The organism is Nonomuraea coxensis DSM 45129 (assembly GCF_019397265.1).
GTDB lineage: Bacteria > Actinomycetota > Actinomycetes > Streptosporangiales > Streptosporangiaceae > Nonomuraea > Nonomuraea coxensis.
The window spans coordinates 6,759,831-6,784,399 of the sequence record NZ_CP068985.1 but is presented as its reverse complement, the minus strand read 5'-3'; the positions used below and the strand labels follow the sequence as shown (position 1 = coordinate 6,784,399).

At 73.7% G+C, this 24,569-nt stretch carries 26 protein-coding genes and 1 tRNA gene; 15 read left to right on the top strand and 12 right to left on the bottom strand.

Annotation, left to right across the window (positions count from 1 at the left end; genetic code table 11):
• The first annotated feature begins 95 nt into the window (after window positions 1–95).
• Both Nocox_RS31760 and Nocox_RS31755 read left to right on the top strand, forming a co-directional pair.
• Window positions 96–878, top strand: a complete 783-nt coding sequence (locus Nocox_RS31760) for an LLM class flavin-dependent oxidoreductase (RefSeq protein ID WP_020544527.1) — start codon at window positions 96–98, stop codon at window positions 876–878.
• A 36-nt stretch (window positions 879–914) separates the two neighbouring features.
• Window positions 915–1,307, top strand: coding sequence for a DUF3224 domain-containing protein (locus Nocox_RS31755; protein WP_026214608.1), 393 nt, complete (start codon window positions 915–917; stop codon window positions 1,305–1,307).
• A gap of 36 nt (window positions 1,308–1,343) precedes the next feature.
• On the opposite strand, the gene Nocox_RS31750 is transcribed toward Nocox_RS31755, so the two are convergent.
• The 4 genes from Nocox_RS31750 to Nocox_RS31735 form a co-directional block, all read right to left on the bottom strand.
• A complete protein-coding gene (locus Nocox_RS31750) occupies window positions 1,344–1,823 on the bottom strand; it encodes a hypothetical protein (RefSeq protein ID WP_026214609.1) in 480 nt (159 codons plus the stop codon).
• A gap of 27 nt (window positions 1,824–1,850) precedes the next feature.
• Window positions 1,851–1,923: transfer RNA gene (locus tag Nocox_RS31745), tRNA-Ala, on the bottom strand.
• 46 nt (window positions 1,924–1,969) lie between these two features.
• A complete protein-coding gene (locus Nocox_RS31740; RefSeq protein ID WP_026214610.1) occupies window positions 1,970–2,815 on the bottom strand; it encodes an alpha/beta fold hydrolase in 846 nt (281 codons plus the stop codon).
• Between the two features lie 61 nt (window positions 2,816–2,876).
• Complete coding sequence (locus tag Nocox_RS31735; RefSeq protein WP_051112621.1) at window positions 2,877–4,355, bottom strand: vWA domain-containing protein; 1,479 nt, start codon at window positions 4,353–4,355, stop codon at window positions 2,877–2,879.
• A gap of 134 nt (window positions 4,356–4,489) precedes the next feature.
• On the opposite strand from Nocox_RS31735, the gene Nocox_RS31730 reads away from it, so the two are divergent.
• Window positions 4,490–6,265, top strand: coding sequence for an asparagine synthase-related protein (locus tag Nocox_RS31730; protein WP_033409765.1), 1,776 nt, complete (start codon window positions 4,490–4,492; stop codon window positions 6,263–6,265).
• Here Nocox_RS31730 and Nocox_RS31725 read toward each other — a convergent pair.
• Genes Nocox_RS31725 through Nocox_RS31715 form a run of 3 tightly spaced genes read right to left on the bottom strand, consistent with a single transcriptional unit; the run spans window position 6,234 to window position 8,307 of the window.
• Complete coding sequence (locus tag Nocox_RS31725; protein WP_063711651.1) at window positions 6,234–6,782, bottom strand: TIGR03086 family metal-binding protein; 549 nt, start codon at window positions 6,780–6,782, stop codon at window positions 6,234–6,236. The two genes, Nocox_RS31730 and Nocox_RS31725, sit on opposite strands and share 32 nt — an antisense overlap.
• Entirely contained in the window at window positions 6,779–7,291 is a 513-nt protein-coding gene (locus tag Nocox_RS31720; protein WP_020544533.1) for an isoprenylcysteine carboxyl methyltransferase family protein, read from the bottom strand. The genes Nocox_RS31725 and Nocox_RS31720 overlap by 4 nt, the downstream gene beginning before the upstream one ends.
• Window positions 7,288–8,307: a type III polyketide synthase gene (locus tag Nocox_RS31715; RefSeq protein WP_020544534.1), complete on the bottom strand. Its 1,020-nt coding sequence runs from the start codon at window positions 8,305–8,307 to the stop codon at window positions 7,288–7,290. The genes Nocox_RS31720 and Nocox_RS31715 overlap by 4 nt, the downstream gene beginning before the upstream one ends.
• A 42-nt stretch (window positions 8,308–8,349) precedes the next feature.
• On the opposite strand from Nocox_RS31715, the gene Nocox_RS31710 reads away from it, so the two are divergent.
• Both Nocox_RS31710 and Nocox_RS31705 read left to right on the top strand, forming a co-directional pair.
• Window positions 8,350–9,330 carry a helix-turn-helix domain-containing protein gene (locus Nocox_RS31710; protein ID WP_020544535.1) on the top strand — a complete coding sequence of 327 codons (981 nt, stop codon included), beginning with the start codon at window positions 8,350–8,352 and terminating at the stop codon, window positions 9,328–9,330.
• Between the two features lie 172 nt (window positions 9,331–9,502).
• Window positions 9,503–9,928, top strand: a complete 426-nt coding sequence (locus Nocox_RS31705) for a VOC family protein (protein ID WP_020544536.1) — start codon at window positions 9,503–9,505, stop codon at window positions 9,926–9,928.
• A 7-nt stretch (window positions 9,929–9,935) separates the two neighbouring features.
• On the opposite strand, the gene Nocox_RS31700 is transcribed toward Nocox_RS31705, so the two are convergent.
• Window positions 9,936–10,376: a VOC family protein gene (locus Nocox_RS31700; protein ID WP_020544537.1), complete on the bottom strand. Its 441-nt coding sequence runs from the start codon at window positions 10,374–10,376 to the stop codon at window positions 9,936–9,938.
• Between the two features lie 88 nt (window positions 10,377–10,464).
• A complete protein-coding gene (locus tag Nocox_RS31695; RefSeq protein ID WP_020544538.1) occupies window positions 10,465–11,034 on the bottom strand; it encodes a CGNR zinc finger domain-containing protein in 570 nt (189 codons plus the stop codon).
• A 101-nt stretch (window positions 11,035–11,135) separates the two neighbouring features.
• Here Nocox_RS31695 and Nocox_RS31690 point away from each other — a divergent pair, with 101 nt between their 5' ends.
• Window positions 11,136–11,759: a TetR/AcrR family transcriptional regulator gene (locus tag Nocox_RS31690; RefSeq protein ID WP_246649625.1), complete on the top strand. Its 624-nt coding sequence runs from the start codon at window positions 11,136–11,138 to the stop codon at window positions 11,757–11,759.
• On the top strand, window positions 11,759–13,240 hold the full coding sequence (locus tag Nocox_RS31685) for an FAD-dependent monooxygenase (protein WP_020544540.1): 1,482 nt from the start codon (window positions 11,759–11,761) through the stop codon (window positions 13,238–13,240). The genes Nocox_RS31690 and Nocox_RS31685 overlap by 1 nt, the downstream gene beginning before the upstream one ends.
• Before the next feature lie 16 nt (window positions 13,241–13,256).
• Here Nocox_RS31685 and Nocox_RS31680 read toward each other — a convergent pair whose 3' ends face one another.
• On the bottom strand, window positions 13,257–14,084 hold the full coding sequence (locus tag Nocox_RS31680) for an SAM-dependent methyltransferase (protein ID WP_020544541.1): 828 nt from the start codon (window positions 14,082–14,084) through the stop codon (window positions 13,257–13,259).
• Window positions 14,085–14,121: 37 nt separating this feature from the next.
• Complete coding sequence (locus tag Nocox_RS31675; RefSeq protein WP_211212723.1) at window positions 14,122–15,075, bottom strand: GlxA family transcriptional regulator; 954 nt, start codon at window positions 15,073–15,075, stop codon at window positions 14,122–14,124.
• Between the two features lie 71 nt (window positions 15,076–15,146).
• Here Nocox_RS31675 and Nocox_RS31670 point away from each other — a divergent pair, with 71 nt between their 5' ends.
• Window positions 15,147–16,433 carry an MFS transporter gene (locus Nocox_RS31670; RefSeq protein WP_020544543.1) on the top strand — a complete coding sequence of 429 codons (1,287 nt, stop codon included), beginning with the start codon at window positions 15,147–15,149 and terminating at the stop codon, window positions 16,431–16,433.
• Window positions 16,430–17,089, top strand: a complete 660-nt coding sequence (locus Nocox_RS31665; protein ID WP_033409756.1) for a peptidyl-tRNA hydrolase — start codon at window positions 16,430–16,432, stop codon at window positions 17,087–17,089. Before Nocox_RS31670 ends, Nocox_RS31665 begins: the two co-directional genes overlap by 4 nt.
• Here the strand turns inward: Nocox_RS31665 and Nocox_RS31660 are convergent.
• The gene (locus tag Nocox_RS31660) at window positions 17,079–18,044 is read right to left on the bottom strand and encodes a DUF3616 domain-containing protein (protein WP_246649624.1); all 966 of its coding nucleotides are present in this window, start codon (window positions 18,042–18,044) and stop codon (window positions 17,079–17,081) included. The two genes, Nocox_RS31665 and Nocox_RS31660, sit on opposite strands and share 11 nt — an antisense overlap.
• Before the next feature lie 167 nt (window positions 18,045–18,211).
• Between Nocox_RS31660 and Nocox_RS31655 the strand changes: the two genes are divergently transcribed.
• The 6 genes from Nocox_RS31655 to Nocox_RS31630 all read left to right on the top strand — a co-directional run bounded on the left by Nocox_RS31655 (window position 18,212) and on the right by Nocox_RS31630 (window position 24,403).
• Window positions 18,212–19,030 carry a hypothetical protein gene (locus Nocox_RS31655; RefSeq protein ID WP_026214613.1) on the top strand — a complete coding sequence of 273 codons (819 nt, stop codon included), beginning with the start codon at window positions 18,212–18,214 and terminating at the stop codon, window positions 19,028–19,030.
• A 38-nt stretch (window positions 19,031–19,068) separates the two neighbouring features.
• Window positions 19,069–20,991, top strand: coding sequence for an ATP-dependent zinc metalloprotease FtsH (gene ftsH / locus Nocox_RS31650; RefSeq protein ID WP_020544546.1), 1,923 nt, complete (start codon window positions 19,069–19,071; stop codon window positions 20,989–20,991).
• Between the two features lie 97 nt (window positions 20,992–21,088).
• Window positions 21,089–21,676 (top strand): DUF937 domain-containing protein, encoded by a 588-nt coding sequence (locus Nocox_RS31645; RefSeq protein WP_020544547.1) that lies wholly within the window; start codon window positions 21,089–21,091, stop codon window positions 21,674–21,676.
• A gap of 28 nt (window positions 21,677–21,704) precedes the next feature.
• Window positions 21,705–22,286: a Maf family protein gene (locus Nocox_RS31640; protein ID WP_020544548.1), complete on the top strand. Its 582-nt coding sequence runs from the start codon at window positions 21,705–21,707 to the stop codon at window positions 22,284–22,286.
• A gap of 10 nt (window positions 22,287–22,296) precedes the next feature.
• Window positions 22,297–23,058, top strand: a complete 762-nt coding sequence (locus tag Nocox_RS31635) for an EI24 domain-containing protein (RefSeq protein ID WP_051112622.1) — start codon at window positions 22,297–22,299, stop codon at window positions 23,056–23,058.
• Window positions 23,059–23,257: 199 nt separating this feature from the next.
• Complete coding sequence (locus tag Nocox_RS31630) at window positions 23,258–24,403, top strand: DUF4192 domain-containing protein (RefSeq protein ID WP_084685740.1); 1,146 nt, start codon at window positions 23,258–23,260, stop codon at window positions 24,401–24,403.
• Window positions 24,404–24,569 lie beyond the last annotated feature (166 nt).

Sequence of the window (24,569 nt, the reverse complement as noted above, 5' to 3'; positions counted from 1 at the left end):
GTAGTCCGCCGGGTCCGCGCTGCGTCCACGGACGTAGCCGGTCACCGGTCCCGGGGACGATGCGCCGCAGCCGCCCGTAGGCGATCGTCTGGGGTATGACCGATCATCCGTTCAGGTTCGGCGTGGTCGCCGGACGAGCCCCCGACTGGTGCGGCCTGGCCCGGCGGGCCGAGGACCTCGGCTACGCCACGCTGCTGGTGCCCGACACGCTCGGCACGTACGCGCCGTTCAGCGCGGTCGCCGCGGCGGCGGCGGCCACCAGCAGGCTGCGGCTCGGGACGTACGTGCTGAGCGTCGCCAACCGCACGCCCCGCGCCGTCGCCTGGGAGGCCGCCACGCTGCGCGAGCTGTCCGGGGGGCGCTTCGAGCTGGGCCTCGGCGCCGGCCGCCCGGACGCCGCGCGCGACGCCGCCGAGCTGGGCCTGCCGTTCGGCGCCGCGGGCGCGCGGGTGCGCCGGCTCGCCGACACCATCGACGCGGTCGCCGCCGAGGCGAAGGACGTGCCGATCCTCGTCGCCGCCGCCGGCACCCGGCTGCTGCGGCTGGCCGCCGCCAGGGCGGACACGGTCGCGCTCGCCGTCCCGCCGCACTGCACGGAGGAGCAGGTCGCGGCCAAGCTCGACGAGCTGTACGAGCTGGCCGGCGACCGCTTCCACGACCTGGAGCTCGGCATGGGCCTGGCCGCCGCCGGCACGGAGCCGCCCGCCTGGCTCGGCCCGCTCGGCCCCGAGGCCACCGGCGTGCTGCGGGGCACGCCCGCGCAGATGGCGGACGTGCTGCGCCGCCGCAGGGACCGGCTCGGGGTGTCGTACGTGACCGTCAGCGCCGCCTGCCTGGAGGCGTTCGCCCCGGTCGTGGAACTCCTCGCCGGAACCTGACGGAACCTGACAGGTACGTCCGCCAGCATGGACGCCATGACCGCAAAGGGAACCTTCGACACCGCGAACTGGGACGCCAAGCAGCCCTACGAGGACCGCGACGGCGTCACGCTCGGCCTTGTCACCATGACGAAGACCTTCCACGGCGACCTCACCGGCACCAGCCTCGTCACGCTGTTGATCGCCACGACCCCGGTGGAGGACTCCCGCGCGTACGTGGCGCTGGAGCGCGTCGAGGGCTCCCTGCACGGCCGGTCGGGCAGCTTCGTCGTCCAGCACAACGCGGTCAGCGACCGGGACGTGCATGCGCTGCGCGTGTCGGTGGTGCCGGACTCGGCGACCGGGGAGCTGACCGGCCTGCGCGGCGAGATGCGGATCGTCATCGGCCCGGACGGCGGCCACTCCTACACCTTCGACTACACGCTCTGATGGCGCCCCCCGTCCTGCCACCCGCTCCTGAGCCGGTCAGCCGCGCGGGCGGTGCACGACCTTCTCCGCCGAGCGGCCGGGATAGACGACGAGCAGGTGCTCCTCCAGCGGCGCGCCGGGGTCGTTCTCGTCCCACGGCAGCGTGCGGGCGTGGACGCGCAGGCGGTAGTGGCCAGGACCGGCGACGGCCAGGTCGGGCAGCGGCCCGGCGCGCGGTGAGGCCGGGCCGCGCAGGATCTGCCACAGCGCCCACGCGTTGAGCACGCCGACCGCCGCGGCCAGGAGCCGCACCCCGTCGTCCGGCGGCCAGCTGACCGTCGTCGCGACGAAGGTGAACCACCGCCCGTCGTCGTACCCGGCGGCGACGGCGACGGCGGTCAGGTAGAGCGCGACGGCGACGGCGGCAGGACGCCCGAAGCGGTGGCGGGCGACGGCGGCCCTGAGTAAGGCGACGATGCGGATGATCTTAACGCGCCGCCGGGCGGGAGCGAACGGAAGAAGGCCCGTCCGATCCATCGGACGGGCCTTGCTCTGGGTGGTCTGTGGAGCTATGGGGATTCGAACCCCAGACCTCCTCCATGCCATGGAGGCGCGCTACCAACTGCGCCATAGCCCCTTGCGTGAGTACGAGTGTATCGGACTCCCCGACCATCACGGACCGGCTACTCCAGCAGGGCGCGCAGGATCGGCCCGGCGTGCGTCCACAGCAGGGAGCCGCCCGCGCCGGGGACCAGGTGGCGGCGGGCGCCGCGGATCCGGCGGGAGAGGGTGAGGCCCTGGTCGGGGGAGTGGTGCAGGTCGAGGTCGCCGTACCAGAGGTCGACCGGGACGGCGACCTCGGCGAGCGGGAACGGCCAGGGGCTCATGGCGAGCACGCTGTCGCGGGCGTAGCCGGCCGGCCCCTGGGCGAAGGCCTCGGCCATGGCCCGGCGGTAGGCGCGGGCGAATTCGGGCTGCTCGTAGACCGCCCGGTCCACGGCGGGGCTGTTCGGGACGATCATGTCCCAGAGGGCGTCGGGCGTGAGGGAGGAGAAGAACGTCTCGGCGGCGGCCGGGTCGGCGGCGACCGTCTCGACCAGCTCGCGGAAGTGGCCGGGCAGCGCGCCGGTCATGGTGGCGACCTCGTCGGCGCCCGAGACGACCGCCACCCGGCGGACGCCCGGGACGAACGCGCACGCCAGCGCGAACGGCGCTCCCTGCGAGAAGCCGACCACCCGCGGCTCGTCCAGGCCAAGGGCGGCCACGTCGGCGGCCCAGGAGGTCAGGGTGCGGCCGGCGTCGGGGTCGGAGGAGCCGAGGCCGGGCCGGTCGAGGGAGATGAGGCGGACGCCGAGCTCGTCCACGACGTCCGCGCCGAAGCCGAGCCACCGGCTCGTGCCCGCCCCCGGGCAGAGCACGACCGGTGTCCCCGTCGCCGGCCCCCATTCGGCGCGGGCCAGGCGGCGGCCGTCGGGCAGGACGGTCTCGCCGAGCCGGACCGGTGGGGTGATCAGGACGTGCCGTGTCATGCCTGACACCTTGCTCGGCCCGGCGGGCGGCCCGCAAACCGTTTTCCTGGAGGCGCCGGGGTCAGCCGACCGAGCGGGCCTTGTCGATGAGCGTCGTCAGCTCGGTCACCATCGGGTCCTCCGACAGGGAGGCGAGCCGGGAGGAGTGCTCGGCGAGGTCCGGCAGGCCGAGCCCGAACGCCTCGCGCTCCCGCAGGTACATCGCGAACGCCGCCACCAGCACGTCCACCTGGAGCCGGACCGGCGTGCCCTTGTCCCAGACGCCCTTGGCCAGGTCGGCGGCCCGCAGCGACTTGCCGGCCTCGGACGCCTCGCGGGTGTCGGGGTCCTGCCAGCGGACCGTGGCCTGGGCGAGCTGCCCGCGCGCCCCCGGCTTGAGCTTGAGCGCGTAGAGGGCGGTCACGGCGTGGCCGGGGCCGATCTCGCCGCCGTCGCGGCTGTCGTCGCGGAACTCCTCGGTGGACAGGGCGCGGTTCTCGTAGCCGATGAGGCGGTAGGTGTCGACGACGGACGGGTTGAAGACCACCTGCGCCTTGGCGTCGCGGGCGCGCAGCTCGACGGTGGCCGTGAGCTGGGTGGTGAAGAGCTTGTCGGCGTCCTCCTGGGAGCTGACGTAGACGGCCATGCCGTCGCCGTTGTCGGCGAGCTGTTCCATCAGGGTGTCGCCGTACTCGCGGCCGACGCCGACGGTGAGCAGCGTGACCTGGCGGCCCGCGTACTCCTTCACCTGGGCGAGGATGCCCTGCCACGCGGTCTCGCCCTGGTTGGCGAGGCCGTCGGAGAGGAGGATGACGCGGTTGGTGGCGGCGGGGCGGAACGCCTTGGCCGCCTCCTGGTAGCCGGTGACGAGGCCGCTCTCCAGGTTGGTGCCGCCCTCGACGTCGAGCCGGTCCACGGCGGCGAGCAGCTCGGCGCGGGCGGTGAGCGGGGTCATCGAGGCGAGCACCTCGGCCTCGTCGCTGAAGGCCACGATGGACACCTGGTCGCCGGGCGCGAGCTGGTCGAGCAGCGTGCGCAGCGAGGACTTCACCAGGTCGAGGCGGCCGGTCTCGGCCATCGAGCCGGACACGTCGACCACGAAGGTGAGGTTGACGGGCCGGCGCGCGGCGGCCTCGGTGGCGCGGGTCTGCAGGCCCACCCGCAGCACGGCCTCGTCCCGGCCGCCGGGCAGCAGGGCGCCGTCCACGTGCACCGTGAACCCGTCGTCCGGCGGCTGCTCGTAGTCCTGGCGGAAGGCGTTGACCCACTCCTCGGGGCGGATCCGGTCCGGCTCGGGCCAGCGGCCCTCGCCGAGGGCGCGGCGGGCGTAGCCGTACGAGGCGGTGTCCACGTCCAGCGCGAACGTGGAGATCTGGGCCGTGGCCGTCTCCTGCTCGTCCTGCTCGTCCGCGCTGGTCGACTCCGGACGGACAGGCAACTGGGACGCCCTCGGGGCGTTGGCGTTCTCGGCGCTTCCCGCGCTGCCGCCGGAGCCCCCGCACCCGGCGAGCACGAGGACGGTGACCAAGCCGGCGCCGATGGCCAACGGGCGGATTCTCATCTCTCAACCACCTCCGACCTCTTACGACGGACCTGACCTGTCGTTCGCCGGGGCGGTGACGCAAGCGAGCACAAACCGCGATCGATACGTGATCAGTTGTGACAATCGGAGCAAATGAGATAGATGTGACGGACATGCGCGTCTACCTCGGTATAGCCGCGAAGCACGGTGAGATCCCTCTCCATGTCCTGGAGAAGGCCCGTTCCGTCATCGAGCTCGCCTTCCCGGTGCCCCCCGACGTCATCCGCGGCAAGGAGTGGCACGGAAGAGGCGTCTCCCTGCTCGGCTGGACCAACGAGCCCGACGACCTCCGGCAGCCGCCGCTGCTGTCCGAGCACGGCGGCCGGGTCATCGGGCTGAACGGCCACCTGGCCGACCCCGCCGACGTCGCCCGGCTGCCCGGCGGCCCCGGCGAGACGCTGGGCGGCTGCTTCTCCTCCTGGTACGCCCGCGACGGCGAGCTGGGCGCGGGCACGGCGATCAACCGGGTGTGCCCCGTCTTCCACGCCGAGACGCCCGACCTGCACCTCGTCGGCAGCCGCGCCCTGCTCGTGCACCTGGTGGCCCAGCCGGGCGACCGCGTCGAACACGACGTCCTGGCGCTCCAGACGATGGCCCGTCAGGGGTTCTTCCTGTCGGACGAGACGCCGTACAAGGGGGTGTCGGCGCTGCGGCCGAGCACGCGCGTCGAGGTGCGCGACGGCCGGCGCGTGATCACCGAGACCCCGCTGCCGCAGGCGGCGCCGCCCCCGGCGAGCCGCCGGGCCAAGCGGGCCGCCGTGGACGAGCTGGCCGACGCGCTGCTCGCCACCGTCGCGCCGCTGCGCTCCCTGGGCGAGCCGGTCAACCTGGCGCTGACCGGCGGGCGCGACACCCGGATCCTGGCGGCGCTGCTGCACGCCGCGCGGGTGCCGTTCAGGGTGACGACGAACGGCCTCGACACCCACCCCGACGTGATCATCGCGCGCCGGATCGCCGCCGAGCTGAAGGTCGAGCACACGGTCATCGCGCCGCCGCAGACGGCCGCGAAGGACGCCGTGCTGGTGGAGCACCCGCTGGCCCGCGCCTGGGAGACGTTGCGCACGTGCGAGGGCATGACCTCGGCGTACGAGTCGATCGTGAGCTACCTGCCGTACTCCGGCAAGCCCACCATGTCCGGGCAGAGCGGCGAGACGCTGCGCGCGGGCAGCCTCAACCTCCTGCAGACCGATCTCGGCGACAAGGCCCTGCTGCGCAGGATCACCACGACCTTCGTCAAGGACGACAAGCTGTTCACGGCCGCGGCCAACGAGCACGCCCGCGAGCTGGCCCGCCCCTGGCAGGAGCGGGCCGACCGGCTGGAGGCCCTCGACCACATCTACATCTGGTACAAGGTCGGCCGCTGGCAGGCCAGCGCGCGCGCCGGGGCGCTGCGCCGCGGCGATCCGGTGCGGCCGTTCCTGGACAACCGGGTGGTGCGCGCGGCGCTCGCCCTCGACCAGCGCTGGCGGCTGTCGGAAGAGGTGATCTACCAGCTCGTCCTGCGCTTCGCGCCCCGCCTGCGTGACGTGCCGATCGAGGGCAAGCCGTGGCGCTTCGCGGAGGGCCTGACCCGGCGGCTGCCCTGGACCCACGTCCCGCCGCCGCACATGCCGACCGTGAAGACCGGCGGCGGCTGGAGCTGGCGGACCAGCCCGGGACCGGCGCTCACCGACGTGCTGCGCCGGCAGGTGCTCGGCAGCCTCGACGCGCTCGCGCCCATCGTGAACCCCGACGAGGCGCGGGCCCTGTTCGCCGACCCGGTGGTCAAGAAGCCCGCGCTCGCCTGGCACCTCTACACCGTCAGCTGCCTCCTCACCGGGCTCCACCCCGGCAAGCAGCCCGAGGGGCTGGAGCCGATCACGGTCTCCAGGCCGGATCCCGGCCGATGAGGCCGAGGAACCTCTCCAGCGTGGGCGCGTCGTCCGGCACGAAGACCTCCTCGCCGAAGGCGCCGCGCGCCCGGCCGATCGGCGCCATGTCCCTGGCGAAGGCGAGCAGCCTGGCCGCGGTCGCCTCCTCCACCTCGTAGCCGCGCCCGGTCGCCCGGGAGAGGTCCCAGCCGTGGGCGACCAGGTCGGTGAGCGCCATGTGGGCGAGGACGATGCGGGGCAGCCCGCCCATGGCCTCGCTGACGCCCTCCCACGACTCCGGCTTGTCCCAGGCGATCAGCATGCGCTCGACCCGCTCGGGGAAGTCGCCGGTGTACTCCTTGGGCGGGAGGAACCCGCCGCCGCCCGCGACCGACTCGAACAGCGAGGCGCCCCACTCCAGATGGTTGACCAGCCCCCTGACGTCGAACTCCGGGCACGGCGTCGGCCGGCCGAACTCCTCCTCGGGGATGCTCGTGACCAGGTCGGCGGTGCGCTGGGCGGCCCCGCGCAGCATCGGCAGCAACTCTTCTCTCATGAGCTACAGGATGCCAGCGCCCGGTCCTCCGAGGTGATCCGAATCGTCAGAAGAACCGCGTTGACCGCGGTGAAGACCAGCGCGGTGAGCCAGGCGGTGTGGACGAGCGGGAGCGCCACCCCTTCCGCCACGACGGCCACGTAGTTGGGGTGCCGCACCCACCGGTACGGCCCGCCGCCCACCAGCGGCAGCCCCGGCACCACGACCACCCGCGTGTTCCACTGCCGCCCCAGCGTCGCGATGCACCACCAGCGCAACGCCTGCGCGAGCAGCACCACGGCGAGCATCGGCCAGCCCAGCGCAGGCACGAACGGCCTGCCGAACAGCCACACCTCCGCCGGCGCGGCCACCAGGAGCCCCACGTGCGCCGCCACGATCCACGGATAGTGGCCGCGGCCGTGCTCGACGCCGCCCCGCGAGCGCGCCCACGCCAGGTTGCGCCGGGCCACGACCAGCTCGGCCAGCCGTTCCATGACGACCAGCCCGATCAGCACCAGGTAGGCGCTCACCAGTGCAGCAGGAGGAGCTCGGCGGAGAAGCCCGGTCCCAGGGCCATCAGCACCGCGGGCGCCCCCGGCCGGCCGCGCGTCTCCTGCAGCACGTTGAGCACCGACACCGACGACAGGTTGCCGTGCCGGCGCAGCGAGCGCCAGGTCACCTCGACCGCCTTGGGCGGGAGGTCCAGCGTCTCCACGATCTTCTCGATGACCTTGGGGCCGCCGGGGTGGCAGATCCACGTGCCGACCTGGTCGGGGGTCAGCCCGTAGTCGGCGAGGAAGGCCCGGATGTCGCCCGCCAGCACCTCCTCGACGAAACTCGTCAGGTCGGCGTCCAGCACCAGGCGGAAGCCGTGGCCGCCGACCTCCCAGCCCATCAGGTGCTCGGTGCCGGGATACAGGCGGCTGCGGGTCGCCACGACCTCCGGCCCCCGCCCGCGCCCGGTCGCCACGACGGCCGCCGCGCCGTCGCCGAACAGGCCGCTCGCCACGAGGTTCGCGATCGAGGTGTCGTCGCGCTGGATGGTGAGCGAGCACAGCTCCAGGCACACGAGGACCGCGACGTGGTCGGGCCAGCCGCGCAGGTAGTCGTACAGGCGGGAGAGGCCGGCCGCCCCCGCCGCGCATCCGAGCCCGAACACCGGCAGCCGCTTGATGTCCGGCCGCAGCCCCATCCGTTTGGCCAGCCGCGCGTCCAGCGAGGGCGTGGCGAGGCCCGTGGTCGAGCAGAACAGCAGGTGATCGACCCTCTTCGGCTCCACGCCCGCCTGGTCGAGCGCCGCCGTCAGCGCGCGCTCGGTCAGGTCGAGGCCGATCTCCACGTAGGCGTCGTTGGCCCGGCCGAACGAGTCGAGCTTGGCGTACTCCTCCAGCGGGAGCGCGAGACTGCGGCCCGTCACGCCGGTCGCCTCGTGGAAGCGCCGCAGGAGGTCCTCGTCACAGTCGGTCAGGCGGGCGAAGGCCTCCGTGATCTCCGCCTGCTCGTAGCGGTGATCGGGGAGAACCGTCTGTACCGCCGAGATATGCATGCACTTCCTCTGCCGCTGGAGGGGCCCGGCTAACATGCGCTCATGCTCCTCCCCGACCCGGCCCGGCCGCACCGGGTCGCCGCGCTGGCCTTCGACGGGATGGCGCCGTTCGAGCTGGGCTGCGTGGTGGAGCTGTTCGGGCTGCCGCGTCCCGAGCTGGCGGAGTTCGGCGTGCCCTGGTACGACCTCAAGGTGTGCGCGTCGTCCCCCGAGCCGCTGCGCGTGGTGGGCGGCTTCACCATGACCGCCGGGCACGGCCTCGACGCGCTGGCCGAGGCCGACACGGTGATCGTGCCCGGGGTGGCGGACGTGCGCGGGCCGGTGCCCGGCCCGCTCGTCGCCGCGCTGCGCCGGGCGCACGGGCGCGGCGCGCGGATGGTGTCGATCTGCTCGGGCGCCTTCGCGCTGGCCGCCGCCGGGCTGCTCGACGGCCGTCCCGCCACCACCCACTGGAGGTACGCCGCCCTGCTCCAGGAGCGCTTCCCCGCCGTCCGGGTCAACCCCTCGGTCCTGTACGTGGACGACGGCGACGTGCTGACCAGCGCGGGCAGCGCCGCCGGGCTCGACCTGCTGATCCACCTCGTCAGGACCGACCACGGCCCGCGCGTCGCCAACGCCGTCGCCCGCCGCCTGGTCGTGCCGCCGCACCGGGAGGGCGGGCAGGCCCAGTTCATCGAGGCGGCGGTCGCGCCGGTCGGCGGCGGTGACCCGGTGGCGCGGGCGATGGCGTGGGCCCTGGAGCACCTGTCCGGGCCGATCACCGTGGCCGACCTGGCCCGCGTGGCGACGATGTCGCAGCGTTCGTTCATCCGGCACTTCCACCGGCGGACCGGCACCAGCCCGCTGCGGTGGGTGATCGCGCAGCGGGTGGCGGCCAGCCTGCCGATGCTGGAGTCCACCGGGGCGCCGGTGGAGGAGATCGGGGCGGCGGTGGGGTTCGAGAGCGCGGTGACGTTCCGGCGCCACTTCACCAGGGCCATGCGGACGTCGCCGTCCGCGTACCGCAAGGCGTTCGCCGTCTAGCGATATCGAACTGGCGTTCGTATAGTGGTGACGGTTTCCTGCTGTGGCCGCCGCGGGAGGTCGCGGCAGGAAGAGGACACGACCTGGCCGCTTCGACCGGCACGGTGGTCATCGAGCGGGAAGGGCAGACCGCCCGCTCGATGACCGTCCATCGACCGCGCAAGGAGCGATCATGTCCGTCGACGCCGTGACCCACCTCAACTTCCGTGGCGACGCCCGCGAGGCGCTCGCCTTCTACCGGTCCGTGTTCGGCGGCGACCTGGTCGCGGTCACTTACAAGGACGCCGGGAACGTCCAGGACCCGGCCGAGGCCGACCAGATCATGTGGGGGCAGGTGAGCGCCCCCAACGGGTTCCGCGTTATGGCCTACGACGTGCCGTCGGGCCAGCCGTGGGACCAGGGTCAGAACGCGTTCTTCCTCGCGCTGCGCGGCCAGGACGCCGACGAGGTGACCGCCTGCTGGGACGGGCTCGCCGACGGGGCGAGCGTGCTGCGGCCGTTCGGGCCCGCCGACTGGGCGCCCCTCTACGGCATGCTGAAGGACCGCTTCGGCGTCACCTGGGTGGTGGACGTGGTGAGCCCGTACGTCCCGTCCTGATCAGGGATCAGAAGAACCCGCAGGTGGGGGCCGCCGTGGGGGCGGGGCGGTCGCCGGCGCCGTCGGGGGCGAAGATCTCCAGGCGGATGCCGTCGGGGTCCTCGAAGAAGACGCCGCCTGAGGGCGCGCCCTCGCCGTGGGGCACCACGCCGTCGTGGTAGACCGGTGCGCCGAGCTCCCTGACGACCTTCTCGGCCGCGCGCACCGCCGCGAGGTCGGCGACCTGGAACGACAGGTGGTGCAGCCCCGGCAGCCCGGTGGCGAAGCGGCCCTCGCTCTGCTGCCAGAGCGTCAGCACGAGCGTGCCGTCCTGGGCCAGGAAGGCGTACCTGCGCCCGTCGTGCTGCGACTCGCCCGCCACGGTGAAGCCGAAGACGCGCTGGTAGAACGCCTTGGACGTGTCGAGGTCGGTGACGTTGAGCCCGATGTGACCGGTCGCGAACGACATGTCGCCCCTACTTTCTCACGGATGCATGGCGGAGTTGCCGTTACAGGGACTATAACGGCGAAAGGGGCGATATGGCGTTAGGTGCGGGCTATTTCTTGTGCTCCCGGTAGTGCCTGGCCGCCCGCGCGCGGTTGCCGCAGGCCGTCGAGCACCACTCCTGGCGCGGGTGCTCCTTCAGGAAATAGAGCACGCAGCGCGGCGCGAGGCAGGTGCGCAGCCGGATCCGCTCCGGGCTCGCCAGGAACTCGACCGCGTCCGTGGCCAGCGCGCCGAGCAGCCGCTCCGGCTCCCCGGCGGGCACGGCGGGCACCGTGACGAGGGCGGGCCGCCCGTCCCAGGACAGTTGCGGAGCGCGCGGCGCGGCCAGCGCGCGGGCGTTGACCAGCGCCAGCGACTCGGCGAAGCCCGGCAGTCCGTCCGCGTCCGCCCGGCTGGGCGGCTCGGGGGCCACCGCGCGCGCGAACAGCGCGCGCACCGCCTGGCGCAGCCGGACGGTCTCGGCCCACAGCTCGGGCGTGGCGGTGAACCCGGGATCGACGTCCAGGCCGGCGGCGCGCTCGCGCGCCCAGGCGGTCAGGCCGCCGGGATCGGCCAGGCGGTCGACCTGCCCGGACCGCTCAGCCCTGATCGTGCTGACGAAATCGAGGGTCAGGGACATGCTCCCAACTTATTGCGGGCCGGACCGTCCGCCGTCCACGCCGAAAATTGCGCGATACGAAATCTTGCGGAATACGCATGATTCTCGCTAGGTTGGAGGGCGTGAGCGGGCTCAGGGAACGCAAGAAACGGGAAACGCGCGAGGCGCTGATGACGGCCGCGCTGCGGCTGGCGCTGGAGCGCGGGCTGGACCACGTCCGCGTCGAGGACATCGCGGCCGCGGCCGGGGTCTCGCCCCGCACCTACAACAACTACTTCGCCAGCAAGTACGAGGCCATCGCCGCCCGCCACACCGACCGCGTGCGCGGCGCGGTGGCCGCCCTGCGCGCCCGGCCGGCCACGGAGCCGTTCTGGGACGCGCTGACCGAGGCGCTGACCGAGCCGTGGGCCAGGCACGCGGGCGAAGGCTGCGCCGCGCCCGGCCCCGAGCTGCTGGCGAGCATCAGGATGTTGTCCACCGAGCCCGCCCTCCGGGCAGAGGCGCTGCGGGTGGCGCTGGCGGCCGACGGCGAGCTGACCGCGGCCGTCGCCGAGCGCACCGGCACCGATCCCGCCCGCGACCTGTACCCGTCCCTGGTGGCCGCCGCCGCGACCGCCGCCGTGCAGGCGGCCGTCGGGCACTGGCTGCGCGCCGACCCGCCGGTGCCGCTCGTGCCGTTGCTGCGCGAGGCGCTGCGGCAGCTCGCCGCCGGCCTCCCCGCCCCCCTTCGACCTGAGGAGACCTGATGGACGTCATGGACGTCGTCATCGCCGGCGCCGGCCCCAACGGGCTGATGCTGGCCCGCGAGCTCGCCCTGGCCGGGGTCCGGCCGGTCGTGCTCGAACGGCTGCCGCGCCCCAGCGACCAGCCCAAGGCCAACGGCATCGTCGGGCAGGTCGTCCGGCTCCTGGAGCAGCGCGGGCTGGCCGGGGCCGCGACCGCCGCCGTGCCCGCGTTCATCTTCGGCGCGATGCCGCTCGACCTGCGCGGGCTCGACGACAACCCCCTCCACGCCATGGGCATCAGGCAGCCGGACCTGGAGGCGCTGTTCGAGACGCGGGCGGCCGAGCTGGGGGTGGAGATCCGGCGCGGGCACGAGCTGACGGGCTTCACCCAGGACGACGCGGGCGTGACCCTCCAGGTCGAGGCCCGGGACGCGGGTGCGTACGAGCTGCGCGCCCGCTACCTGGTCGGCTGCGACGGGGCCCACAGCCGGGTCAGGAAGACGGCCGGGATCGGCTTCCCCGGCGTGAGCGGGGCCGGCATCGTCAGCCGGGCGGCGCACGTCACGATCCCCGGATCGGTCTTCCGCCCCGAGCGGATGGAGCTGGAGGTGCCGGGCGCGGGCTCGTACGGGCTGTACGCCTGGCACCGCACCGAGCGGGGCGCGTACGCGCTGATGCCCATGCCCGGCCCCGACGCGACCGGCACCTTCACCATCAGCAGCATGGAGTGGGACGTCGCCACGCCCGACGACGACGTCCCCCTGACGCTCGGCGAGCTGCGCGAGAGCCTGGCCCGCGTGCTCGGCGGCGTCGAGCTGCCCCTCGCCCCGCCCACCGGGCCCGGCCCGCACCTGCTCAGGCGGCTCAACGGGCGCGACACCCGCATCGCCGACCGCTACCGGGCCGGCCGGGTGTTCGTCGCGGGCGACGCCGCCCACGTGCACTCCGCCATGGGCGCGCCCGGTCTCAACCTGGGCCTCCAGGACGTGGTCAACCTCGCCTGGAAGCTGGCCGCCGAGGTGCGGGGCTGGGCGCCGCCCGGCCTGCTCGACACCTACGACGCCGAGCGCCGCCCGGCCGCCGAGCGGGTCGCGATGCACAGCAAGGCCCAGCTCGCGCTGGCTGCGCCGGGGCCCGAGGTGACCGCTCTGCGCGAGCTGTTCGGCGAGCTGCTGGGGGAGGCGGGCAACCGGCGCAGGATCGCCGGGCTGCTGGCGGGCTCGGACCTGCCCTATCCGATGCCGGCGCCGGCGCATCCGCTGGTGGGCCGGTTCCTCGCCGACCTGCCGTCCGGGCCCGCGGGCCGCGCGCGGGCGGTGCTGCTCGACCCCGATGGCGGGCTGCGGGTGCGTCACGACCGCGTCGAGGTGGTGCCGCACGACGGTCCGGACGCGGTGCTGGTGCGGCCCGACGGGTACGTGGCCTGGGCGGGACGCCCCGACGACACGCTCGACGCGGCCCTGGAGACGTGGTTCGGCGAACACCTCGTCCCGGCCGCGTGACCCCCGGCCGGGAGGGTCAGGCGGGGGCGCGGCCGACGCCGGCCAGGATGCCGGACCTCACGTAGTCGTGGTCGCCGCCGGGCGCGCCGTCCGGCGTCCAGCCGGCGACCGGCACCACACCGGGCCCGACCAGCTCCAGGTCACCGAAGAACGCGGCGATCTGGTCGCGGCCGCGCCGCGCGAGGCCGCCCGAGGGCGTGTTCGCGTACACCTGGCGGCCGGCCAGGACGGCGTCCTCGCCGGCGTCGCCCGCGTACAGGTGCGACAGCACGAGATGCCCGCCCGGCCCCAGCCGCTCCCTGACCCGCGCGGCGATGCGCTCCGCCTCGGCGTCGTCGGGGATGAAGTGCAGCACGGCGACCATCAGGACGGCGAACGGCCGCGACAGGTCCAGGTGCCCGGCCACCCGCGGGTCGTCGAAGATCGCGTCGGGGTCCTTGAGGTCGCCCTCCATGGCGATGACGTCGGGGGCCGTGGCGAGCAGGGCGCGGGCGTGGGTGAGGACGATGGGATCGTTGTCCACGTACACGACCCGCGAGCCCGGCCCGTGCCGCCGCGCGACCTGGTGCACGTTGTCCTGCGTGGGCAGCCCGGCGCCGATGTCCAGGAACTGGCGCACGCCCGCCTCGGCCAGCATGCGCACCGCCCGGCCGAGGAAGGCGCGGTTGGCGAGGGCGATCTCGCGGGCGTCGTTGCCGAGCCGCCGCCCGAGCTCGATCATCTTCTCGGCCGCCACGCGGTCCACGGCGAAGTTGTCCCGGCCGCCGAGGTAGTAGTCGTACATGCGGGCGACGCTCGGCACGCTGGGGTCGATCCCGGCCGGCACGCGGTCCGTCTCGGTCATGCCCCGACTGTAGGGGGAACTCGTACCCGGCGGAAGATCACACCCGCCGGAACGTGTGCCGGTACGCCAGCGGCGCCACCCCCACCGCCGCGTGCAGATGCTGGCGCAGCGAGACCGCCGTGCCGAACCCGGACCGCCTGGCCACCTCCTCCACCCCGAGGCCGGTGGTCTCCAGCAGGTGCCGGGCGTGCTGCACCCGCTGGGCCGTCAGCCACCGGGCCGGGCTCACGCCGGTCTCCTCCCGAAAGCGCCGGGTGAAGGTGCGCACGCTCATCCGGGCGTGCGCGGCGAGCGCGTTGAGGTCGAGCGGGCGGTCGAGGTGGGCGAGCATCCACTCCCGGGTGGCGCCGGTGCCGCCGGTGGGCTGGTGCGGCAGCGGGCGCTCGACGTACTGGGCCTGGCCGCCCTCCCGCCATGGCGGCATCACGCACCGGCGGGCGGTGCGGTTGGCGACCTCGCTGCCGTGGTCGCGCCGGATGACGTGCAGGCACAGGTCCATGCCGGCGGCCACGCCCGCCGAGGTCAGCACGTCGCCGTCGTCCACGAACAGGACGTCCGCGTCCAGCCTCACCTCCGGGAACAGCTCCGCGAACCGGGGCGCCTCCCGCCAGTGCGTGGTGGCCGGGCGGCCGTCCAGGAGCCCGGCCGCGGCCAGCACGAACGCTCCCGTGCAGATCGACATCACCCGCGGCCGGTCGCGCAGGGCGGCGCGCAGGCCGGCGGAGAGCGTGCCCTCCTTGAGCACCCGGCCCGCGTGGATGCCGGGCACGAGGACGGTGTCGGCGGTGTCGAGCACGTCGAGGTCATGGTCGGGCTGCACGCTGTAGCCCGCCGAGCAGCGCACCGGCCGGGCGCCCTCCGAGCAGGTCACCACCTCGTACAGCTTCTCGCCGTCAGGGGTCTCGGCGGCCCAGAAGACCTGGCCGGGGATGCCGAAGTCGAGAGGGGCGAAGTGGTTGAGCGCGAGCACGGCGACACGATGACGGCGCATGGCCGGATTCTTGCACATATTGGCTTTCCGGCCACTCGTCCCCGTCCGGGATGAACCCCCAGGATTGCCGCATGACCTCCAGCACCACCCCCGCCCGCGCGACCACCGCCGGGCCGGCCCGCCGCGGCCCCCACCGCGCCTGGTACGTGGCGGCCGTCGCCTTCGTGGCGATCCTGGGCGCGGCCGGCTTCCGCGCCACGCCGGGCGTGCTGATCACGCCGCTGCGCGCGGAGTTCGGCTGGTCCACCGGCACCGTCTCGCTGGCGGTGTCGGTCAACCTGGTCCTTTACGGCCTCACCGCCCCCTTCGCCGCCGCGCTCATGGACCGGTTCGGCATGCGCCGCGTGGTCGCGCTGGCCCTGCTGCTGATCGCCGCGGGCAGCGGGCTGACCGTCCTCATGACCGCGAGCTGGCACCTCCTGCTGCTCTGGGGCATCTTCGTCGGGCTGGGGACGGGCTCGATGGCGCTGGTGTTCGCCGCGACCGTGGTCGACCGCTGGTTCGTCCGGCATCGGGGGCTGGTCACCGGCATCCTGACGGCGGGTGGCGCGACCGGGCAGCTCGTCTTCCTGCCCGTTCTCGCCCAGTTGGCGGAGGGGCCCGGCTGGCGCTGGGCCTCGCTCGCGGTCGCCGGGGCGGCGCTGGCGGTGGTGCCGTTCGTGTGGTGGCTGCTGCGCGACCGCCCCGAGGACGTCGGCACGACGGCGCTCGGCGCGGAGCCGGGCCAGGCCCGCCCCGCCCCGGGCGGCGGCAACGCGGCGTTCCGGGCGCTCGGGGTGCTCGGCCGGGCGGCGCGCACGCGGCCGTTCTGGCTGCTCGCGGGCGGCTTCGCGATCTGCGGCGCGAGCACGAACGGCCTGGTCGGCACCCACTTCATCCCCGCCGCGCACGACCACGGCATGGCCGAGCCCGTCGCGGCCGGGCTGCTCGCCGTCATCGGGATCTTCGACATCGCCGGCACCGTCGCCTCGGGCTGGCTGAGCGACAGGATCGACCCCAAGGTGCTGCTCGGCCTCTACTACGGGCTGCGCGGGCTGTCGCTGATGGTGCTGCCCGGCCTGTTCGCGGCCACGGCCGAGCCCAGCATGCTGATCTTCATCATCTTCTACGGCCTGGACTGGGTGGCCACCGTCCCGCCCACCGTGGCGCTGTGCCGCCGCGTCTACGGCGCGGACGGAGCCGTGGTGTTCGGCTGGGTGTTCGCCTCCCACCAGGTGGGCGCCGCGATCGCCGCCGTCGGCGCCGGGCTCACCCGCGACCACCTCGGCGCCTACGACCTCGCCTGGTACGGCGCGGGCGCGCTCTGCCTCCTCGCCGCCGGCATGTCCCTGGCGATCAGGCATGCTAGGAACCGATGAACGATGAGTTGTACGTGCTGCCGCTGGTCGTCAGGATCGAGCGCGCCACGCCCCCCGAACGCACCGACGCGCTGGAGGCCGCCGCCATGGCGGTGCTCGGCCTGCTCGACGACCCGGGGGAGTGGGCCGCCGAGCTGCACGCCTGGCAGTCCACCGGGAAGATCCGCAAGGTCGTGCGCCGGGCGCGCGGCGCCGAGTGGCGGCGGGCGGTCGCGCTGCCCGGCCGCACGGTCGCGCACCGCACCGCCGAGGTCCGCGTCCACCCGCCGGTGCCGCTGGACGGCTGGCCGCGCGACCTCGCCCGGCTGCAGGTCGGCGGCACCGAGCTGACCGACGCCCACGAGCCGCCGCCCGCCGTCCCGCCGGTCCTGTGGGCCAACCCCGGCCTGGAGATGACCGCGGGCAAGGCCATGGCGCAGGCCGGGCACGCGGCCCAGCTCGCCTGGTGGGCCAGTGACGCCGCCGGGCGCGCGGCCTGGCGCGAGGCCGGGCTGACGGTCTCGGTCCGCACGGCCCCGGCGCGGGACGACTTCGACGCCATGGCCGCGGCCGGGCTTCCGGTCGTCCGCGACGCCGGGTTCACCGAGATCGAGCCGGGCTCGTGCACGTTCGTCGCCGACGCGCCGTGGCTGCGCGGCCGGGTCACTAGATCGTGAAGACGTCGGCCAGCACGCCGCCGGCCGCGGTGATCCTGGCCGGCGACGGGCTGTCGTAGACGACCATCAGCCGGCCGTCGGCCAGTCGCGCGAGCCCTTCCGGATGGTCGCAGCCGATCCCGTACGGCAGCTCCGCGACGACCTCCAGCTCGCCCGCCGGGACCACGCCCGACCGCCGCCCCGGCCACCAGCGCCGCACGTGCACCGGGCCGTCGAGCGCCATGGACGGGCCGGTGAGCAGCAGCAACCCGCCGCCGCCGTCGGGGCACAGGTCCCGCACGCCGAGCCCGCCGAGGTCGAGGAAGTGCTTGCGGTACGGCTCGCCGAGCCGCAGCCGCCCCCGTCCCGCCTCCTCCAGTCGCAGCTCCAGCAGCACCGCCCAGCCCCGCAGGACCGGGCCGCGCAGCCCGAGGTAGACCCGCTCGCCCACCACGGCGATGCCCTCGACGTCGAGCCCGTTGTCCTTGCCGGGAATCGCCAGGAAGGGCGCGAGATGCCGGTCCTCGCTCAGGTGCGCGGCGAGGCCGTGCTCCCCGGACAGCACCGCCCCCGCCCCCGGCTCCTCGCCGTGCAGGGGGAGCCGGGCGAGGATGTAACGGTTCTCCTCCCTGACCAGGGTGGCCAGGCGGGCGGCGGCCTTGGCCGGGTCCTTCGACTTGACCCGCTTGCGCTTGAGGCTGTGCGAGCCGACCACCCACAGGTGCCCGTCGGCCCGCGCCATGCCCTCGATGTCGGCCTCGTCGTCGGGGCCCGCGGGAAGGTCGATGAGGTCCGCGAGCCGGAAGGTGCGCTGGCCGCCGTAGTGGTCGCCGGTCCAGGCCAGGTGCTCGAAGGAGGCGGTCTCGTCGCCGGCGACCCAGATGCCGTGGGGGCTCTGGCGGATGGCCGAGAGGTTCGTATGGGTCTGGGACGCTCGCGAGGCGTGATCGAAGCGGAGCTCCACCTGTTGCACCACGCCATGATTGCACTTCGGTCGCATCACATACGTAATGGCGGGATATGTCGTACGCTCCCGTCGTGCTCGATGGGGAAGATGAGATCAAGGGTTCCCGTGTGAGAACCGCGACCAAGCCCAGAACCCTTACCTCTCCGCCCGTACGCTCCCGCATCGGTGACATCCGGATGCGGGCGGTGTACCGGGGCCTCGCCGTGGCCGCCGCCCTCGCGGCGGCCGCCGTGGCGGTGGTCGCGGTGCTCCCGTCGGAGCCGGACGAGGTCGTCGCGGGGCCGGTAACCGCGCCGCCGGCCGCGCAGCCCTCGTCCGGCCCCTCCGCGTCGGCGTCCTCGTCGGCATCGGCGTCGGCGTCGTCCTCTGCGTCGTCCTCGGCCTCCCCGTCGGAGACCGTGACCCCGGCCGCGCCCGCCGCCCGGGTCACGCCCACGCCCGGCGCGTCCCTGGCCCCCGGCTACACCGCCATGGAGGCCCTGTACGCCGACCCCCGCGTCCCCAAGCTGACCGCCAAGGTCAGGCGCATGTCGCTCCCGTCCCCCTCCCGCCGGGTGACCAAGGACCGGCGGAGCGGCCTCGCCGTGCCGAAGCTGCCGAAGCCCTGGAAGACGTACGGGCCGGCCCCGTTCACCACCAGGCAGGTGCTGCCGCGGCTGCGCGGCGGCAAGGTGCGGGGCATGTTCGTCACCTGCCCGCTGCCGATCCTGGAGCAGAAGTCGCCGCGCGACACCGCGCTGCTGGCCGCCCGCTGGACGCTCAACCACCACCCGAAGGGCTCCCGGATCACCTGGCTGGCCTCGCAGCCGGTCAAGCACGGCTGGCTGCTCGTCTACCGCGTCACGTACGGCAAGCGCTCCTCGCGCGCGGCGGTGGCCGTGGTGGACGGGGGAATGTCCAAGCCGGGTTTGGCGTTCGTGACAGTGCCTGACGCGCAGCGCAAGCAGTGGAGCGACATCGCCCGCGTGGCCTCGGGGGTGCGTGTTCTAGGCTAGAAGGATCATGGTTGCGGCGACGTGGGGAGTGGGACGCCGTGGAACGCTCTGGACCGCCGTCGGCACCAGGCAAGGGCAAGGGCAAGCCGCCCTGGCGGTCTGAGGGCCTGCCCGGCACGCCCGGCGGCCGGCCCAAGATCAACTGGTGGCGGTTCGTCGTCACGCTGCTGGTCGTGTACGCCGCCTTCTTCGTCGTGTCGTCGTTCGTGGACAACGAGTCGGTCGAGACCATCTCGTACACCGAGTTCACCAGCCAGGTCGAGGCCAAGAACGTCAAGGACATCTTCGCCCAGGGCCTGTCCGTCGAGGGCGACCTGAGGAACCCGGCGAAGAACCCCGACGGCGGCGAGACGTACACGAGGTTCTCCACCGAGATCCCCGCCTTCGCCAACACCGACCAGCTCGACCAGCAGCTCCGCAGCGGCCAGGTCGAGATCACCTCCAAGCCCCTCACCCGCGGCTTCTTCTCCAACCTGCTGCTGTCGCTGCTGCCCGTGCTGCTGCTGGCCGGCCTGTGGATCTGGATCATGCGGCGCGGCGCCAGCATGATGGGCGGCGGCGGGCTCGGCGGGCTCGGCAAGTCCAAGGCGGCCAAGCCGGTCGAGGCCGGGCAGGTGCGGGTCACCTTCGACGACGTCGCCGGCATTGACGAGGTCGAGAACGAGCTGGTCGAGATCGTCGACTACCTCAAGGACCCCGGCAAATACCGCAGGCTCGGCGCCAAGCTGCCCAAGGGCGTGCTGCTCGCCGGCCCGCCCGGCACCGGCAAGACGCTGCTGGCCAGGGCCGTCGCGGGCGAGGCCAAGGTGCCCTACTTCTCGGCCTCCGCCTCCGAGTTCATCGAGATGATCGTCGGCGTGGGCGCCTCGCGCGTGCGTGACCTGTTCGAGGAGGCGCGCAAGGTGGCGCCGTCGATCGTGTTCATCGACGAGATCGACGCCATCGGCCGGGCCAGGGGCGGCGCGGGCGGCATCGGCGGCCACGACGAGCGCGAGCAGACGCTCAACCAGATCCTCACCGAGATGGACGGCTTCTCCGGGGCCGAGGGCGTCATCGTCATCGGCGCCACCAACCGTCCCGAGATCCTCGACCCCGCGCTGCTGCGCCCCGGCCGGTTCGACCGCACCGTGCAGGTGGGGCTGCCGGACGCCGCCGGGCGCACCGCGATCCTCGGCGTGCACACCCGTGGCGTCCCGCTGGACCCCGAGGTCAGCCTCGACCAGCTCGCCAAGACCACGCCCGGCATGACCGGCGCCGACCTGGCCAACCTCGTCAACGAGTCCGCCCTGCTCGCCGCCAAGCGCGGCAAGGAGAAGGTCACCAGGTCCGACTTCACCGACGCGCTGGAGAAGCTGCAGCTCGGCGCGGCCCGCAGCATCGTGATGCCGGAGGAGGAGCGCACCCGCACCGCCTTCCACGAGGCCGGTCACGCGCTGCTCGGCATGCTCCAGCCGGGCGCCGACCCGGTCAGGAAGATCTCGATCATCCCGCGCGGGCGCGCGCTCGGCGTGACGCTGTCCACCCCTGACACCGACCGCTACGCCTACGACGAGCAGTACCTCCGTGGCCGCATCACCGGCGCGCTCGGCGGCATGGCGGCCGAGCAGGTCGTCTTCGGCGTCATCACCACCGGCGCCGAGAACGACCTCGAACAGGTCACCATGATCGCCCGGGGCATGGTGGGCCGCTGGGGCATGTCGGAGAAGGTCGGCCCGCTGACGATCCTGCCCAACGACGGCTCGCAGCCGCAGGCCAGCGCCGCCACCCTCGCCACCGTCGACGAGGAGGCGCGGCGCATCGTGGAGCAGTGCTACGAGCGCGCGGTCCAGGTGCTCAGCGACAACCGCGACAAGCTGGACGCGATCGTGGCCGCGCTGCTGGAGCACGAGACGCTGGACGAGGCCGACGCCTACGCCGCGGCCGGCCTGACCAGCCAGTCGAAGGCCGGCGTCACCTCCTGACTTTCCCGAGAATTAGCACAAAGCGGGCGTTGCCTGGCGACGTCACGGGAACCTGTAGCGTCAGGAGCCTTCGAGCGCCGAGGATCGGAGGAGAGCCGTGACGCCGTACGACGAACTCCTCGACCAGCAACTGCTCGAACAGCTCGGGCGGCCGGGCCTGGCGCAGACGGCCGCCATGCTCGGCACCGACGAGGACAAGGCGCGCGACGTCATCCAGGCCGTCACCGGCATCGTCATCGGCGGCCTCGCCCGCAACGTGCAGTACCCCGACGGGGCCGACGCCCTGGCCGGCGCGCTGGAGGACCACGTCGACGCCGACCCCTTCGACGGCGACGTCGCCTCGCTCACCCGCGACGGCCACAGCATCCTCGGCCACGTGCTCGGCGGGCAGGGCACCGAGGTCGCGGCGACCGGGCTCGGCCGGCTGTTCGGCGTCGACACCGGCGCCATGATGAAGCTGCTGCCGCTCGTGGCCCCCATGGTGATGTACCTGCTGGCCACCCGGGCGAACGGCCGCCACCTCGACGCCGACGCCCTGGTCGACGACCTCGAACGCGAGCGCGCCGCCCTGCCGGAGCGGCGCCGCGAACTCCTCGACGAACTGCTCGACCACATCTTCGGCCCCGGCCCCGGCCGTCCCGGCATCTACGGCGGACTGCCCGGAACGTCCCTTCCCGACTGGTGACCCCGATGGCGACCGGTAGGCTTGTCCGGTGATCGTTCTGGCCTCCGCCTCGCCCGCCCGCCTGGCCCTGCTGCGCAACGCCGGCCTCGACCCCAAGGTGATCGTCAGCGGGGTCGACGAGGACGCCTACTCCGCGCACAGCCCGGCCGCGCTCAGCCTCGTGCTGGCGAGGGCCAAGGCCGAAGCCGTCGCGGGCGGGCTCGACCAGGGCGTGGTCATCGGCTGCGACTCCATCCTGGAGCTCGACGGCCGAGCCTACGGCAAGCCGGCCTCCGAGGAGGAGGTCGTCGAGCGGTGGCGGCTCATGCGCGGCCGCACCGGGCGCCTCGTGACCGGCCACTGCGTCATCGACGTCGCCGCCGGACGGCAGGCCGCCGAGGTGGCGACCACCGTGGTGCGCTTCGGGCAGCCGTCCGACGAGGAGATCGCCGCCTACGCCGCCACCGGCGAACCGCTCGGGCTCGCCGGGGCGTTCAGCATCGAGGGGCGCGGCGGCTGGTTCGTCGAGGGCATCGAGGGCGACCACGGCAACGTGCTCGGCCTGTCGCTGCCGCTGCTGCGCGACCTGCTCGCCGACCTCGGATACGCGGTGACGGCGTTCTGGCGCTAGCCTGCCGGACATGCGATCATTGCGCGACTTCTCGGCCGGTATCGGCTTCTTCCTCAAGGGGTTCGGCTGGGTGGCCAGGAACGGCCGGTGGTGGGGGTTCGGGCTGATCCCCGCGTTCATCGCGTTCGCCGGCTACGTGGTCGCGCTGATCTTCCTGGGCACGTACGCGTTCGAGCTGGCCGAGTTCCTGACCCCGTTCGCCGACAGCTGGAGCTGGCAGGCGGCCTTCCGCACCCTGGTCGGGATCGTGCTGTTCCTCGGCGGGCTGGCGCTGGCCGTGGTGACGTTCACGGCGGTCACGCTCGCCATCGGGGAGCCGTTCTACGAGCGGCTGTCGGCGGCGGCCGACCCCCTGGACGACGAGAACGAGCAGCCGTGGTGGCGCACCCTGCCGCGCTCGATCAGGGACAGCCTCGTCACGCTCTTCTACGTGCTGCTGTTCACGCTGCCGCTGTTCGTGCTGGGGTTCGTACCGGTGCTGGGGCAGACCGTGGTGCCCGTGCTCGGGGCGGCGGTGTCCGGCTTCTTCCTGACCGTCGAGCTCACGACGCTGGCGCTGGAGCGGCGGGGCGTGGCGCGCAAGGAACGCTTCCGGCTGCTGCGCGCCAACCTGGGCGTCACGCTGGGGTTCGGGGTGGCGGTGTTCGTCCTGTTCCTGGTGCCGTTCGTGGCGGTGATCGCCATGCCCGCCGCAGTAGCCGGCGCCGCCCTCCTGGTCCGCACCCACATCACCCCTACCACCCCTGACCCGCACCCACCCCACCACCCTTGACCCGCACCCACCCCACCACCCCTGACCCGCACGGATTGCGGCATCCTCTGACTGGCACCCACCGCGCCGCCATTTGACGTCCCCGATCGCCGTCACTCATGGGGGCGTTGTCCACAGGGTGAGCCGCTGCCCGCACGCTTATCCCCAGAACCGCTTTCGGCTCATCCCGCCCCCACGCCGCCGGGCACCCTAACGGTCCATGACGACCAACATCTCCCCGCCCCCACCCCCCTTCTCCTCTTCCTCGACCTCCGCCTCCGGCCCCACCCCACCCTCACCCTCGCCCTCCCCCTTCCTCGCCCTCACCAGTCCGGCCGACATCCTGGCCGCCGTCCCCTACCTCGTCGGCTTCCACCCCTCCGCCAGCCTCGTCGTGGTGGGCCTGGAGCACGGCCGGGCCACGATGGTGGTCCGCTGGGACCTCCCCCTGCCCCCGGGCACCCTCGACGGCCTGGAGCCCCTGTTCGGACGGGCGAACGTCACCGAGATGGTCGCCATCGGCTACGGCCCTGGAGAGTCCGTCACCCCCGCCGTGGACGCGGTCAGACGGGTGGCGGCGGGGGCAGGCGTCCGCGTAGGGGAGGCACTGCGCGCCCACGAAGGCCGCTACTGGTCCTACGTCTGCGCCGTCCCCTCCTGCTGCCCAGCCGAGGGCACTCCGTACGACCCAGGAAGCAGCCGCATCGCCGCCGAGGCCACGGTGCACGGCCTGGTCGCCCTCCCCGATCGCGAAACCCTCGAACGCACCCTCGCCCCGGCCACGGGCCCGGTCCGGCTGGCGATGCGCCGCGCCACGTCCGACGCGGCCGACGAGGTGAAGGCCGCGCTGGCGGCGGCCACCAACCTTGACGCCTTCACCCGCGGCTTCGTCGCGGAGGGCCTGGCCCGCGTCCGCGAAGCCCTGGCGACCCATGAGGAGGGCGGCCGGCTCACCGACCGGGAGGCCGCCCGGCTGGGCCTCGACCTCACGCTCGTCCGGATCCGCGACGAAGCGTGGACGCTCATGCACGAGTCCCACGTGGGGCTGTGGAAAGACCTGACCCGCCGTCTGGAGCCGCGCTTCGCGCCGCCCGCCGCGTCCTTGCTCGCCATGGCCGCCTGGCGGTCGGGTGACAGCGTCCTGGCCACCGTCGCTCTCGAACGCGCCCTGGCCGTCGACCCGGGCTACTCGATGGCCAACCTGCTCATGCACGCGGTGCAGAACCTGCTCTCACCCGCGATCCTGCGCGACCGCATGCCGACCCCCGCCGAGCTGGACGCCGCCATGGGCGCCGCCCACGCGGGCTGGCTCCTGCCCTTGTCGGGCCTCCTGCTGGACGACGAGACCCCGGTCCCCGGAGGCTGAGCCTTCGCGCGTACGACGAGCAACAGGGGAAGAACAAACGCCCGCAACAACCGAGCCCACGCCCAAACACCTCACGGAAAGGCCGCCGATCTCCGAGCCTGCATGCCGCGAAAACCGCACCGAGCGATGGACCGAGCAACCGGAGGCGAGCATCCGGAGGCGAGCA

Bases quoted from the DNA above. Each gene is read 5' to 3' on its own strand.
- Nocox_RS31760 (WP_020544527.1), top strand. From the start codon at position 96: ATGACCGATCATCCGTTCAGGTTCGGCGTGGTCGCCGGACGAGCCCCC.
- Nocox_RS31755 (WP_026214608.1), top strand. From the start codon at position 915: ATGACCGCAAAGGGAACCTTCGACACCGCGAACTGGGACGCCAAGCAG.
- Nocox_RS31750 (WP_026214609.1), bottom strand. From the start codon at position 1,823: ATGGATCGGACGGGCCTTCTTCCGTTCGCTCCCGCCCGGCGGCGCGTT.
- Nocox_RS31740 (WP_026214610.1), bottom strand. From the start codon at position 2,815: ATGACACGGCACGTCCTGATCACCCCACCGGTCCGGCTCGGCGAGACC.
- Nocox_RS31735 (WP_051112621.1), bottom strand. From the start codon at position 4,355: ATGAGAATCCGCCCGTTGGCCATCGGCGCCGGCTTGGTCACCGTCCTC.
- Nocox_RS31730 (WP_033409765.1), top strand. From the start codon at position 4,490: ATGCGCGTCTACCTCGGTATAGCCGCGAAGCACGGTGAGATCCCTCTC.
- Nocox_RS31725 (WP_063711651.1), bottom strand. From the start codon at position 6,782: ATGAGAGAAGAGTTGCTGCCGATGCTGCGCGGGGCCGCCCAGCGCACC.
- Nocox_RS31715 (WP_020544534.1), bottom strand. From the start codon at position 8,307: ATGCATATCTCGGCGGTACAGACGGTTCTCCCCGATCACCGCTACGAG.
- Nocox_RS31710 (WP_020544535.1), top strand. From the start codon at position 8,350: ATGCTCCTCCCCGACCCGGCCCGGCCGCACCGGGTCGCCGCGCTGGCC.
- Nocox_RS31705 (WP_020544536.1), top strand. From the start codon at position 9,503: ATGTCCGTCGACGCCGTGACCCACCTCAACTTCCGTGGCGACGCCCGC.
- Nocox_RS31700 (WP_020544537.1), bottom strand. From the start codon at position 10,376: ATGTCGTTCGCGACCGGTCACATCGGGCTCAACGTCACCGACCTCGAC.
- Nocox_RS31695 (WP_020544538.1), bottom strand. From the start codon at position 11,034: ATGTCCCTGACCCTCGATTTCGTCAGCACGATCAGGGCTGAGCGGTCC.
- Nocox_RS31685 (WP_020544540.1), top strand. From the start codon at position 11,759: ATGGACGTCATGGACGTCGTCATCGCCGGCGCCGGCCCCAACGGGCTG.
- Nocox_RS31680 (WP_020544541.1), bottom strand. From the start codon at position 14,084: ATGACCGAGACGGACCGCGTGCCGGCCGGGATCGACCCCAGCGTGCCG.
- Nocox_RS31675 (WP_211212723.1), bottom strand. From the start codon at position 15,075: ATGCGCCGTCATCGTGTCGCCGTGCTCGCGCTCAACCACTTCGCCCCT.
- Nocox_RS31670 (WP_020544543.1), top strand. From the start codon at position 15,147: ATGACCTCCAGCACCACCCCCGCCCGCGCGACCACCGCCGGGCCGGCC.
- Nocox_RS31665 (WP_033409756.1), top strand. From the start codon at position 16,430: ATGAACGATGAGTTGTACGTGCTGCCGCTGGTCGTCAGGATCGAGCGC.
- Nocox_RS31655 (WP_026214613.1), top strand. From the start codon at position 18,212: ATGCGGGCGGTGTACCGGGGCCTCGCCGTGGCCGCCGCCCTCGCGGCG.
- Nocox_RS31635 (WP_051112622.1), top strand. From the start codon at position 22,297: ATGCGATCATTGCGCGACTTCTCGGCCGGTATCGGCTTCTTCCTCAAG.
- Nocox_RS31630 (WP_084685740.1), top strand. From the start codon at position 23,258: ATGACGACCAACATCTCCCCGCCCCCACCCCCCTTCTCCTCTTCCTCG.